Here is a 12,670-nt window from a genome sequence, read left to right on the forward strand (position 1 = left end):
TATGGTGTGGACCACTGGGCGTGTCAAGGTGCCGGTGAGCGGTACGCCGCAACGGTTTCCAGCAGCCGTCGGGCGGCGTTCTCCGCTCCGTCGGCGTTCTTCGAGAGCACGGTGGTGAGCACGCGCGAGTGCGCCACGAGCGTGCCCGCCGTCGGCTCGGGTGCAGCCCGCAGGGCGGCGACGACCGGCACCTGCAGCTGGGTGAGCAACGCGTTGCCCGCGGCTCGCACGAGTGCGGCGTGGAACAGCGTGTCGGCCTCGGTGAACGCCTCGGTGTCCTCGCGTTCGACGGCGTCGGTCATCAGCTCGTACGCCGCCGCCAGCGCGGAGAGCTCGTCCGGCGCCCGGTGCCGGGCCGCCAGCCGCGCGGCCTGCGGCTCCACGAGGTGGCGCAGCTCCATCAGGTCGTGCAGCTGCCGCGGCGAATCCGGGCCGCTGACGCGCCAGGCGATCACGTCGGGGTCGATCGCGTTCCACGTCTCCGGTGGCTGCGGCCAGGTGCCGACGCGCGGTCGCGCGGCCACGAGCCCCTTCGACTCCAGGACCCGCAAGGCCTCCCGGACCACCGTCCGGGAGGCGGAGAAGCGGCGCCCGATGTCCTCGGGCACGATCGGCTCGCCCGTGGGCAGTGCCCCTTCGACGATCAGCCGGCCGAGCGCGTCGACGATGCGGGCGTGCAGCCCGGCCCCGTCGGCGCCCACGTCAGGCCGGAAGACCGACGCGGCGCTCCCCGCTGCGCAGCTGCTGCAGCACGACGGCGACCACGAGCAGCGCGCCGTGGGCCACGTTCTGCCAGAACTGGTTGATGCCCAGGCCCGACATGCCGTTGTCGAGCACGCCGAGGATGAACACCGCCAGCACCGTGGAGACGATGGATCCCTTGCCGCCCTTGAGCATCGTGCCGCCGAGCGCCGCACCCGTGACGGCCTGCAGTTCGAGGCCTTCGGAACCGGACGTCGGCTGGCCCGAGCCCGTGCGCGCCGTGATCAGCACGCCCGCGATGGCCGCGACCACGCCGACGAGCGCGTAGACGCCGATGATGTAGCGGTTGATGTTGATGCCGGCCAGGCGCGCGGCCGTGTCGTTGCCGCCGATGGCGAACACGTTGCGGCCGATGTCGGTGTACTTCAGCAGGAAGTGCAGCACCGCCGCCACGATCAGGAACACCCACACCAGCGTCGGCAGCCCGAGCACGCTTCCCTTGGCCAGGAAGATGAACAGGTCGTCGGCGCCCGTGTAGCCCTGCGCCTTGCCGTCGGACACGACCTGCGCGATGCCCTTGTAGGTGGCGAGCGTGGCCAGCGTGGCGACGACCGGGTTCACCCGGCCGAAGATGATGATCAGGCCGTTGACCAGACCGCACAGGATGCCGGTGCCGACCGCGGCGAGGATGCCGACGATCGAGCTGCCGGTGGACGTGAAGGCCATCGCCGAGATCACCGACGCGAGCCCGGCCATCGAACCGACCGAGATGTCGAGCGCGCCGAGGATGATCACCAGCGTCTGCACCAGCGACAGCAAACCCATGATGGTGATCGCGCTGCCGATGAGCAGCAGGTTGTTGGTGCGGAAGAAGTTGTCGTTCAGCGTGGAGAGCAGCACGACGAGCACCACGAGCGTGATGATCAGGCTGCTGTTCTGCACGCCGATGCCGTTGAGCACCTTGCGTGCGGTGGACACCCGGTGCGGGTCGGGCTGTTCGGTCGGCTGCTCCTGCGCGGGGCTGGGCCGGGTCGGGGTGCTCACGCCCCCACCTCCTGGATGTCTTCGGCGGCCGGCTCCGTCGCCGGGATGGCCAGGGTCAGTACGGCTTCTTCGGTCGCGTCGTCGCGGCTCACCTGGCCCGCGACGCGCCCGGCCCGCATCACGACGATGCGGTCGGCCAGCGCGAGCACCTCGGGCAGGTCGGATGAGATCACGAGCAGGGCGACGCCTTCGGCGGCGAGACCGTCGATGATGCGGTAGATCTCGGCCTTCGCGCCGACGTCGACGCCGCGAGTGGGCTCGTCGAGGATCAGCAGCTGCGGACGGCGGGCGAGCCAGCGCGCGAGCACGGCCTTCTGCTGGTTGCCGCCGGAGAGCTTGCGCACCTCCTGCTCCATCGACGGCGTGCGCACGCGAAGCTCGCGGATGTACTCCGCCACGAGCTCGCGCTCCTTCCCCCGCTTGATCACGCGGAAGCGGCGGAGGCGGTCGAGCACGGCGATGGAGACGTTGTCGCGCACCGAACGCTGCATCAGCAACGCGTCGGTCTTGCGTTCCTCGGGCGCGAACCCGATGCCCGCCTTCACGGCGTCGCCGGGCGTGCGGGCCTTGAACGGTTTCCCGTCCAGCTCGAGGGTTCCCGAGCGCACGGGCAGGTCGCCGACGATCGCGCGCGCCAGCTCGGAGCGCCCGGCGCCGACGAGCCCGGCCAGGCACACGACCTCACCGGCGCGCACCTCGAACGAGACGTCGGTGACGTCATCGGTGGTCACGTGGTTCAGGCGCAGCACGACCTCGCCGGTGTCAGCCGTCTCGCGCCGCTCCAGCGCGGAGAGGTCGCGGCCGATCATCATGCGCACCAGCTGGTTCTCGTCGGACTCCGCGGCCTGCTGCACGCCGACGAGCTTGCCGTCGCGCAGCACGGCCACGCGGTCGGCGAGCTGGAAGATCTCCTTCATGCGGTGCGACACGTAGACCACGGCCACGCCGGAGTCGCGCAGCCGGCGGATGAGCCGGAACAGCGCGTCGACCTCGTGCTCCGAGAGCGACGAGGTGGGCTCGTCGAAGGCGATCACGCGCGGCGGGGTGGCCGCGGTGAGCACCCGCAGGATCTCGACGAGCTGGCGCTGCGCGGCCGAGAGCTTGCTGCCGAGCGTGGCGGGGTCGAGCACGCCTTCGAAGCCGTATTCGACGAGTGCTTCGTGCGTGCGCTGGTTGAGCGTGCGACGGCTGAACACGCGGGCGCGCGAGGGCAGCTCGCCCACGAACACGTTCTCCGCCACCGAGACGTGCGGGATGATCTCCGGTTCCTGGTAGATCACGCGCACGCCCGCGGCCATCGCGGCGCGCGGGTTGTCGAACACCACCGGCTCGCCGTCGACCCGCAGAGTGCCGTCGCTGGGCTCGTGGTCGCCCGAAAGCACGCGCAGCAGCGTCGACTTGCCGGCGCCGTTCTCGCCCATCAGCGCGAGCACCTCGCCGGAGTGGAACTCCAGCGTCACGTCGTCGAGCGCGGTGACGCCGGAGAAGCGCTTGCCGATGCCCTCGGCGATGAGCGCCGTGGAACTGGCCATGGTGAGCCTTCCTCAGCCTTCCTCACAGGAGAGCCCGGGGGTGTCGCGAGTGGACACCCCCGGGCCGCGGTCGGGTCAGGTGCAGTTGACGCCGGCCGCCTTGAAGTTGTCCTTGTTCACCATCGTGGTCTTGGCGATCGTCTCGGCCGGGAGGTCCTTGCCGTTCTTGACCTTGTCGACGAGGACCTGGATCGCGCTCTTGCCGACCTCGGCGCCCGAGATGTAGAGCGAGGACTTGTTGCCGGTGTCCTTGCCCGCAGCCCAGTCCTTGCAGTCGAGGTAGGCGCCGAGGCCCACACCGATGATGTCGTTCGCGCCGACTCCGGAGTTGGCGAGCGCGGTGACAACGCCGGTCTCGTTCTCGTCGTTGCAGCCCCACACGACCCAGTGCTTCACGCCCGGGTTGGAGCTGATCACGGCGCCGGCGCGGTTCTGCGCGTCGACGGGGGAGTTGTCGGTGCCGACGTTGATCACCTGCACCTGGGCGCCGGAGTCCTTGTCGAACGCGGCCTTGGCGCCGTTGACGCGGTCGGTGCACACGGTGAGGTCCTGCTTGTAGGCGCTGATCACCTTGGTGTCGGCGGCGGACCAGCCGGCGGCCTTGAACAGCTTGGCGGCCTCCTGGCCGACCGAGGTGCCCATCTGCGTGCCGTTGAAGCCGACGAACGCGGCGGCCTTGCCGGTGCCGTCCTTGATCACGTCGTCCGACGCGATGATCGGGATGCCGGCGCTCTTGGCCTTGTCGATGACCTCGGGGCCGATGGCCTGGTCCGGCACCACGATGGCGACGCCGTTGGCGCCCTGCGCGACCGCGGCGTCGAGTTCGGTGATGGCCTTGTTGGCGTCCTGGCCGAGGTTCACGACCTTGAGGTCGACACCCAGCTCCTTCGCCTCCGCCTGGGCGCCCTGCGCCTGCTCCACGAAGTACTGCTGGTCACCCTGCTTCTGCAGGTAGTACAGCGTGATCTTGCCGTTCGTCGGCGCCTGCTGCGCGGGCGCGGCGGTGTCCTTGCCGGAGGAGCATCCGGCCAACACTGCACCGGCAACCAAACAACAACCAACAACGCTCCAGGTACGTGACCTGTGCGGGTATGTGGACATCGAGTGCTCCCATTGGGGCCGAGGACGACTGTTGCGTGGGCGTGAATTCCGCGTGACTCGTATTACAAGACACTTGATCTGGTGACGTCAACCACGGGATCTGCCGCAGTTAGCGGATGGATACCTACGGAGAGTGATTTTCCGCCTGGTGGTTGGCGGGCTAATTATCGTATTTTTTCCTGACTGACCAGGGTTTGTTGCTCCGTGCTGATCATGCTGGTGTTTCGGTTGCTGGTGGGTTTTCTTGTTGACTTGGGTTCGATTACGGTCCGTTATGGCGGGCGTTGCGTCTTGTCCGGTCGACATGCGGCAGGATGTGGCCCGCAGCTGGACAAAGGGGGCGAACATGACGCACATCCGTCGCTCGATCGTGGGATGGGCCGGTGCCGTGCTGGTGCTGGCCGGGTGCAGCGGGGCTCCGCAGGCCGCGTTGCCCGCTTCCGCTCCTTCGGCCCCCGCAGGCGTGCCTTCTTCGGCCACGCCCGGGTCGTTCACGGTCGTGGCCACCGGCGACGTGCTGATCCACCCGGCGCTCACCGACCAGGCGCAGGCCGATGGTGGCGGCGAGATCGACTACCGGCAGATCCTCGCGGGGGTGAAGCCGCTCGTGTCGGGCGCCGATCTGGCCATCTGCCACCTCGAGACGCCGCTCGCGCCGGAGGGCGGGCCGTACACGGGGTACCCGTCGTTCAGCGCGCCGCCCGAGATCGCCGACGCCATCAAGGACACCGGCTACGACACCTGCTCCACGGCTTCGAACCACACTCTGGACAAGGGTGCCGCCGGCATCACGCGGACGCTGGACAAGCTGGACGAAGTGGGCCTCGAGCACACGGGTTCGGCGCGCTCGGCCGCCGAGGCTGACAAGCCGCTGATCCTCGACGTCCACGGTGTCAAGGTGGCGCAGCTGTCGTTCGCCTTCGGCTTCAACGGCATCAAGGTTCCCGCCGGCAAGCCCTGGCTGGCGAACCAGATCGACGCCGACGACATCCTCGCGGCGGCCCACGCCGCCCGTGCGGCCGGCGCGGAGGTGGTGATCGCCAGCCTCCACTGGGGGATCGAATACCAGCACTCGGTGACGGACGACCAGGCTTCGCTGGCGAAGGAGCTACTGGCTTCCCCGGACATCGACCTGATCGTCGGCCACCACGCCCACGTGGTCCAGCCGTTCGAGAAGGTCGAGGGCAAGTGGGTCGCCTACGGCCTCGGCAACGAAATCGCCCGCCACGACGACCCCCGCGGCTCCACCGAAGAAGGCACGGCCGCGCGCTTCACCTTCACTCAGGCGGACGGCCACTGGGCTGTTTCCAAGGCGGAGTACATCCCCACACTCATCGACCTCGGCCCGCCCATCTGCCTGCGCGACCTGAGCTCCGCGCCGCCGAGCCCGCGCGGCACGGAGGCGCTGTCGAACACCGACAAGGTGGTCTTGTCCCGCGGTGCTGCCGACGACGGCCTGACTCGGCCGGGCAAGTGAGTGTGCCGTCGATTCGTCTGGCTGACCTGACGGCGTACCCGTCCGCCGTGTGCGGCGCGGAAGCCCCGACGAACACCGACCAGGTCGTTCGAAGGTGCCGATCTCGATAGCCTCACTCGGCCGGGCAAGTGAGCGATTCTCGGTCGAGGGGCTGGGAAAGTGCGGCCTTGAGCCGCCGCGCCGCTTCGTCGACCAGGACCTCGACGCGGTCGTCCAGCAACGCCTGCATGGTCTTCGCCGCGACCTCGGCGGGCCCGATCTTCGGGACGTCCAGCCACGCGGAGCCGTCGGTGTCCACGTAGCCGGCGTGCACGCCCACCACCAGCGTGCCCTGGTCGCGCAGGCCCTCGCGCAGCGCGTCGGTCAGCGACCAAAGCGCCGCTTTCGACGCCGAGTAGGAGACGGTTCTCGCGTTTCCCTTCCAGGACGCCACGGAGAGCATGATCCTGCGCCAGCTCTCCCGGGGCCAGACGCGGTTCAGCGAACTGCGCGAGTCGCTGGGCATCGCGCCCAACCTGCTCAGCGCGAGGCTGCGCACGCTGACCGAGGCCGGGGTCGTGGAAACCGCGCCTTACCAGGAGATCGGGGCGCGGCAGGGGGGCAGGGTCGTCCGGTTGACCAGGGTCTTGACCGCGGCGATGGGCCGCCGACCGAGCAAGTAGGCCTTCCCCGCCGCCACGACTGGACCTTTCGTGCTTTGTCGTCCGCGCGACTGGTCCTGTCACACGTGCGCGGCGGCACGAACTGACCACTCGCGTCTGCCTGCGGTGGCGACGGGACCTTTCGTGCTTCGTTGTCCGCGCGACTGGTCCTGTCACACGTGCGCGGCGGCACGAACTGACCACTCGCGTCTGCCTGCGGTGGCGACGGGACCTTTCGTGCTTTGTTGTCCGCGCGACTGGTCCTGTCACACGTGCGCGGCGGCACGAACTGACCACTCGCGTCTGCTCGCGACTGCGACTGGACCGTTCGTGCATCGGCCGCGGTGCGACGGGACCGTTCGTGCCAACGCCCGATCGCGGCCTGGCCGAAGACTGCGGCCGGCGCGAGTGGATCCTCGTCCGTCGGAACCCGCGTGGCTGGACCGTTCGCGCTCCGGGTTCCCGTACGAGCGGACCGTTCATGCCGCGCTGTCGCCGCGAGTGGACCTCTCGCCCCCCGATCTTGGTGCGAGGGGACTTTTCGTGCCGCGGGCGAGTCGCGACTGGACCGTTAGCGTGTTGTTGCCTGTGAGAGTGGGCCGTTCGTGCCGCGGCGGAGGCGCCACTGGGCAGGTGGGTGCGCCCGGCGCGAGGTGACTTTTCGTGCACCGGGAGCCGGCGCGAGTGGGCCCGTTCGTGCAAGGATCGCGGTGCGAAGTGACCGTTCGTGCCGGGCGGGAAGCGCGAGGCGCCGGTCGTGCGCCCCGGCGGCGGGCGAGGGGACCGTTCGCGGACCGAAACGCACCCCGGGAAAGAGAACGGCGCGCTCGTGCACTGGGGGAGGAGCACAAGCGCGCCAGGTCGGTCAGCGCGGCTCAGTGGTCCCGGCGGGTGATGTGGTGCGCGAGCAACGTGAGTTCCGCCGCGGGGCGCGGCGCCGGCGTCGTGGAGGCCAGCGAGGCCAACGCCGAAGCCAGCAACCGCGCAGCCTCCGAAGAGCTCCACGAACGCCCACCCGCTGAGTCGACCAAGGAAGCGGCCCGGGCCAGCTCCCCAGCCGACAGGGGAGCCTCCTGCCGGTACAACCCCGCCAGCTCCCGGGCAGCCGGGGTCTCCGAGGCCAAAGCCGCCACCACCGGCAGCGACTTCTTCCGGTTCTGCAGATCCGAGTAAACCGGCTTCCCCGTCACGGCCGGGTCGCCCCAGATGCCGAGGAGGTCGTCGACATGTTGGAACGCCAGGCCGAGCGAGCGGCCGAACGCGCCGAGTTCCGAGACGTGCGTGCCGCGGCCGCCGACGACCAGCACGCCCAGGATGCAGGCGGCACCCAGAAGTGCGCCCGTCTTGCCCTCGGCCATGCGGATGCAGGAGGACCGATCCACGGACGCTCGTCGTTCGAAGGCCAGGTCCTCGTTCTGGCCGTGCAACAGGTCCAGCACCGCCGTGCTCAGGACGCGAGCAGCGGCGGGACCGTCCGTGGCCAGGACGTCGAAGGCCAACGTCAGCAACGCATCCCCCGCGAGGATGGCCGGGCTGGTGCCGAAGACGGTCCACGCGGTCGCCCGGTGGCGGCGGGTTTCGTCGCCGTCCATGACGTCGTCGTGGAGCAGCGAGAAGTTGTGCACCAGCTCCACCGCCACGGCGGCGGCGATCGCGTCGCCCGGATCGCCGCCGGCCGCCGCGGCGGACAGCAGCACCAACGCCGGCCGCAGGGCCTTGCCGGCCGGTACGGCCGACTCGGCGCCCGACGCGTCCCACCAGCCGAAGTGGTAGCCGGCGATGCGGCGCATCGAAACGGGCAGCCGGTCGACCGCCGCGCGCATCGCCGGTTCCCACAGGTCCCGGCTCCAAGCCAGCACCTCCGGCACCGTCCGCGCCCGGGCGTCCACTGTGGTCATACATCCCCTCCGAAAAAGAAGCTCAGCGCCCGATCTCGACGTCGTCGAGCACTCCCAGCGCGTCCGGCACGAGCACCGCGGCCGAGTGGTAGGCACTGACCAAGTAGGACGTCACGGCCCGGTCGCTGATGCCCATGAACCGCACGTTCAGCCCCGGCTGGTACTCGTCCGGCAATGCCGCCGGCCGTAGCCCGATCACACCCGCGTCGTCCTCGGCGGTACGCATGACGAGGATCGAGGTGGTTCCCTGCGGCGAGATCGGGATCTTGTCGCACGGCAGCAGCGGCACCCCGCGCCACGTCGTGACCCGGCGTCCGTCGAGCACCGAGTTGGCCGGGTAGAGGCCCCGCGCCGTGCACTGGCGCCCGAACGCGGCGATTGCCTTGGGGTGCGCCAGGAAGAAGCGCGACTTGCGACGACGGCACAGCAGCTCGTCGAGGTCGTCGGGCGTCGGTGGGCCGCTGCGCGTGGTCACGCGCTGGCCGAGGTCCGCGTTGTGCAGCAGCCCGAAGTCCGTGCTGTTCACCAGCTCGTGCTCCTGCCGCTCCCGCAGCGCCTCCACGGTGAGCCGCAACTGCTGCTCCAGCTGGTTCATCGGCTGGTTGTAGAGGTCGGTCACGCGGTTGTGCGTGTGCAGGATCGTCTGCGCGACGGCGAGGTCGTACTCCCGCGGCGCCGGGTCGTAGTCGACATATGTGCCCGGCAGCGCGACCTCGCCGTCGTGCCCGGCCGACAGATCGATGCTCGCCTCGCCGGCCTTGTTGTGCTCGCGGCCCGGGCTCGCCAGCACGGCACTGATGTGCGAGCGCAGGCTTTCGACGGAGGCGTTGAGCCGCTCGAACGCCTCCGCCGGCAGCGCCAGCACGATGCACCGCGTGGCCGCCTTGGCGGTGAAGGTCCAGTTCCCCGTGGTGCCGCCCAGCAGTTCGGCGCCGAAGTGGTCGCCCGCGGTGAGCGTGCCGAGGTGCGCGTCCTCGCCGTAGGAACCGGGCGCGGTGCGCGAAACCTTGCCGTACGCCAGCAGCACCACCGAGTCGAGCGGCGAACCCGCCGTCGCGATGGTGTCGCCCGGCTCGTACTCGCGCTGCTCGAAGCGCTCGGCCAACGCCGACAACGCGTCGGCGTCGGCGAACCCGCGCAGCAGCGGCAGTTCCGCCAGCTCCGCAGGGACCACCTGCACCCGCGCGCCGGTGTTGAAGAAGCTCACCCGGCCGTCGCCGACGGTGTAGGTCAGCCGGCGGTTCACGCGGTACGAACCGGCCGGCACCTCCACCCACGGCAGCTGTGACAGCAGCCAGCGCGGGGTGATGCCGCGCATCTGCGGCAACGACTTGGTGGTGGTGGCCAGGGTCCGGGCCGCGCGCGTGGAAAGGGAAAGCGGCGGCTCTTCGGTCACGGTCATGCGGTTCCTCGCTTGGTGGGCTCAGCTTCTCCAGGTCGCTGGGACGCGGGTCTCGACACGATCCGCAGCGCGCTCGTGCCCAGGCCCGTCGGCCCGAACGCCGACGGGGGCAGCGGCGCCGGCCCGGGCCGCACAGGGGCGGTCTCGGGCGGGCGCGGCGGGGTGGCGGGCGCGGCCATGCTCAGTCACCGCGCCCGATCTCGGCGTTCTCCAGCACGGCCAGCGCGTCGGGCACCAGCACGGCGGCGGAGTAGTACGCGCTGACCAGGTACGACATGATCGCCTGCTCGCTGATGCCCATGAACCGCACGTTCAGGCCCGGCTGGTACTCGTCGGGCAAGCCGGTCTGGTGCAGACCGACGACACCCTGCGACTGCTCGCCCGTGCGCAGCAGCAACACGGAGCTGGTGCGCGTCTCGGTGACCGGGATCTTGTTGCACGGCAACACGGGCACACCGCGCCACGCCGGCACCTGGTGCCCGCCGAGGTCCACCGCGTCGGGGTACACACCGCGGCGGCTGCACTCGCGGCCGAACGCCGCGATCGTCTTCGGGTGCGCCAGGAAGACCGCAGGGTCCTTCCACACCAGGGAAAGCAGGTCGTCGAAGTCGTCCGGCGTCGGCGGGCCGGTGCGGGTGGACACGCGCTGGGAGTAGTCCGCGTTGTGCAGGAGGCCGAAGTCGCGGTTGTTGACCAGCTCGTGTTCCTGTCGTTCGCGCAGGGCCTCGACCGTGAGCCGCAACTGCTGCTCGATCTGGTTCATCGGCTGGTTGTAGAGGTCGGCGACGCGGCTGTGCACGCGCAGCACGGTCTGCGCCACGCTCAGCTCGTACTCGCGCGGCGAGCTGTCGTAGTCCACGAACGTGCCGGGCAGCTGCGGTTCGCCGTCGTGCCCGGACGCGACGTCGATCACCGCCTCGCCGTGGTCGTTGGCCGGGCCGGCCGAACCGGCGACGACGGCGGCGAGGTGCTCGCGCAGCGCGTCGGAGCGGTCGAGCACGCCCTGGAACTCGCTGCGGGACAAGGAAAGCACCGTGCACGCGGTCACGGCTTTGGCCGTGTACTCCCAGATCCCGTCGGCGTTGGTGAGCACGGCGTCGCCGAAGTAGTCGCCGTCGGCGAGGGTGCCGAGCACCGTCTGGTCGCCGTACGCGCCGGTGCCGACCTTGCTGATCTTGCCGTGCGCCAGGAGGAAGACCTGGTCGGCCTGGTGGCCGAATTCCACGAGCGCGTCGCCGGGGGAGAACTCGTGCTGCACGAACCGGCCGGCCAGCTCGATGAGCACCTCTTCGTCGTCGAAACCGCGCAGGGCCGGCAATTCACCCAGCTCCGGCGGGATCACGCGGACCTCGGCGCCGGTGGTGGTGAACGTGACGCGGCCGTCGCCCACCGCGTAGCTCAGCCGGCGGTTCACGCGGTACGCGCCGCCCGAGACCTCCACCCACGGCAGCACTTTGAGCAGCCACCGCGTGGTGATGCTCTGCATTTGGGGAACGGACTTCGTCGTCGTCGCGAGCGTGCGGGCCGCGGCCCGGCCCAGGCTCAGTTGCGGTTGTTCCTGATTCGCGGAGTCCACGGGGTCCGTGACGGTCACAGCGAAAACCACCTATCGTCGGATTTCGGAACGTGTGAGAAAGTTTCCAGCACGAATTGGAGTTCGTTATCCTGCTGCAATTCATTCGGGTCGGCACCGCGGAATCAACATAGCAAGCCGGCCTCGCCCGACAATCCCACGATCGGGTAACCGGGTCGGTTCACCTGTTTGCCAGAACGGGTAATCGGACATTCCAGTTGCTGTTGTCGGAGCGCCAGATTTAGACGATCTTCGTCGGCGCAACGTTCGTCACCCTCGGTCGGCAGGACTCACCCGGACGGGAAGTTCGACCGAAGATCGCCGGTGTATCCCAGGTGAACGGGCATATCCAGAGCAGGTGTTCGAACATTCAACTGCTCCGTTCCAGTGATCATCGGGGCCTCGCAGGGCCACTCGAATGAACCGAACTGCCGCTTCTTGTCGCTCGGGAATCAGATGACTAACTTGAGCGGGCCCACTTCCGGGAATTCGCCGAAGAATGGCGGACGCAGTGGTCTTCGAGTGTGAAAGGGGTCGGATGAACGTCTACCTGACCGGGATCTTCTGGGTGGTCGGAGCGGCCGTGGTCGGCGGCGGCATCGGCTATCTGGTGAGGCGGTTCGGCTGGGATGAAGGTCGTCGTGACAACAACGATGCGGCCGGTCAGGTGTTCACCATTGTCGGCGGTCTCCACGCGGTGCTCGTGGCGTTCGTGCTGATCTCGCTCTTCGACGCGGTGGGGACCGCGCGCGACGGCTCCTACACCGAGGCCGACAGCCTCGTCTCCATGACCTGGGCCGCCGAAGCGCTGCCGGGCGACACCGGCCAACGCGTGCAGCAGCTCGCGACCGCGTACGCCAGTACTGTGCAGCACCAGGAATGGCCGCGTCTGGCCGACGGTGGCACGGTCCCCGACACCGGTTGGACGCAGCTCGACCAGCTGCGCCGCACCATCGCCGGCGCGCAGGCGAGCAGCGACTGGGAGAACGACCGCAAGACCGAGGCCGCCAACGATCTGTGGCAGGTCTACCAGGCCAGACAGGCGCGTCTCACCGACGCCGCCTCGAGCGGCGTCGGCTCCGTGGTCTGGTTCGCGTTGATCCTCGGCAGCCTGATTTCCGTGCTGCTGCCCAACCTCTTCGGCGGCACGCGCATGGCGGCGCACCTCGTGATCGTGTCGACGCTGGCCGGCACGATCGCACTGCTGCTCTACGCGATCTTCCAGCTGCAGAACCCGTTCGCAGGCGGGGCGAGCATCCAGCCCGACGCGTTCAGCTCGGCACTGGCGCGACTGGGCTGA

Annotated in this window: 11 protein-coding genes; 3 read left to right on the forward strand and 8 right to left on the reverse strand. The window is 69.5% G+C overall.

The annotated features are described in order from the left end of the window. Nucleotides 1–23: 23 nt before the first annotated feature. The 4 genes from AB0M56_RS40675 to AB0M56_RS40690 all read right to left on the reverse strand — a co-directional run bounded on the left by AB0M56_RS40675 (nucleotide 24) and on the right by AB0M56_RS40690 (nucleotide 4,313). The gene (locus AB0M56_RS40675; RefSeq protein ID WP_364186264.1) at nucleotides 24–701 is read right to left on the reverse strand and encodes an FCD domain-containing protein; all 678 of its coding nucleotides are present in this window, start codon (nucleotides 699–701) and stop codon (nucleotides 24–26) included. Nucleotide 702: 1 nt separating this feature from the next. Beyond that, nucleotides 703–1,746 (reverse strand): ABC transporter permease, encoded by a 1,044-nt coding sequence (locus AB0M56_RS40680; RefSeq protein ID WP_255638722.1) that lies wholly within the window; start codon nucleotides 1,744–1,746, stop codon nucleotides 703–705. Then, on the reverse strand, nucleotides 1,743–3,278 hold the full coding sequence (locus AB0M56_RS40685) for a sugar ABC transporter ATP-binding protein (protein ID WP_364186266.1): 1,536 nt from the start codon (nucleotides 3,276–3,278) through the stop codon (nucleotides 1,743–1,745). The genes AB0M56_RS40680 and AB0M56_RS40685 overlap by 4 nt, the downstream gene beginning before the upstream one ends. Nucleotides 3,279–3,353: 75 nt before the next feature. Next, the gene (locus AB0M56_RS40690; RefSeq protein ID WP_364186267.1) at nucleotides 3,354–4,313 is read right to left on the reverse strand and encodes a substrate-binding domain-containing protein; all 960 of its coding nucleotides are present in this window, start codon (nucleotides 4,311–4,313) and stop codon (nucleotides 3,354–3,356) included. A 412-nt stretch (nucleotides 4,314–4,725) separates the two neighbouring features. On the opposite strand from AB0M56_RS40690, the gene AB0M56_RS40695 reads away from it, so the two are divergent. Then, on the forward strand, nucleotides 4,726–5,856 hold the full coding sequence (locus AB0M56_RS40695) for a CapA family protein (protein ID WP_364186269.1): 1,131 nt from the start codon (nucleotides 4,726–4,728) through the stop codon (nucleotides 5,854–5,856). A gap of 112 nt (nucleotides 5,857–5,968) precedes the next feature. Here the strand turns inward: AB0M56_RS40695 and AB0M56_RS40700 are convergent, their stop codons facing one another. Then, nucleotides 5,969–6,289 (reverse strand): SDR family NAD(P)-dependent oxidoreductase, encoded by a 321-nt coding sequence (locus AB0M56_RS40700; protein ID WP_364186271.1) that lies wholly within the window; start codon nucleotides 6,287–6,289, stop codon nucleotides 5,969–5,971. Between the two features lie 7 nt (nucleotides 6,290–6,296). Here AB0M56_RS40700 and AB0M56_RS40705 point away from each other — a divergent pair, with 7 nt between their 5' ends. After that, nucleotides 6,297–6,518, forward strand: a complete 222-nt coding sequence (locus tag AB0M56_RS40705; RefSeq protein ID WP_364186273.1) for a winged helix-turn-helix transcriptional regulator — start codon at nucleotides 6,297–6,299, stop codon at nucleotides 6,516–6,518. A gap of 854 nt (nucleotides 6,519–7,372) precedes the next feature. On the opposite strand, the gene AB0M56_RS40710 is transcribed toward AB0M56_RS40705, so the two are convergent. The 3 genes from AB0M56_RS40710 to AB0M56_RS40720 all read right to left on the reverse strand — a co-directional run bounded on the left by AB0M56_RS40710 (nucleotide 7,373) and on the right by AB0M56_RS40720 (nucleotide 11,391). Beyond that, a complete protein-coding gene (locus tag AB0M56_RS40710; protein WP_364186275.1) occupies nucleotides 7,373–8,395 on the reverse strand; it encodes a family 2 encapsulin nanocompartment cargo protein polyprenyl transferase in 1,023 nt (340 codons plus the stop codon). 22 nt (nucleotides 8,396–8,417) lie between these two features. Beyond that, nucleotides 8,418–9,797, reverse strand: coding sequence for a family 2B encapsulin nanocompartment shell protein (locus tag AB0M56_RS40715; protein ID WP_364186277.1), 1,380 nt, complete (start codon nucleotides 9,795–9,797; stop codon nucleotides 8,418–8,420). A gap of 181 nt (nucleotides 9,798–9,978) precedes the next feature. Then, nucleotides 9,979–11,391, reverse strand: coding sequence for a family 2B encapsulin nanocompartment shell protein (locus AB0M56_RS40720; protein ID WP_364186279.1), 1,413 nt, complete (start codon nucleotides 11,389–11,391; stop codon nucleotides 9,979–9,981). A 517-nt stretch (nucleotides 11,392–11,908) separates the two neighbouring features. Here AB0M56_RS40720 and AB0M56_RS40725 point away from each other — a divergent pair. Then, nucleotides 11,909–12,670 (forward strand): hypothetical protein, encoded by a 762-nt coding sequence (locus AB0M56_RS40725; RefSeq protein ID WP_364186280.1) that lies wholly within the window; start codon nucleotides 11,909–11,911, stop codon nucleotides 12,668–12,670.

This window comes from Amycolatopsis sp. NPDC051372 (assembly GCF_040682095.1).
GTDB lineage: Bacteria > Actinomycetota > Actinomycetes > Mycobacteriales > Pseudonocardiaceae > Amycolatopsis.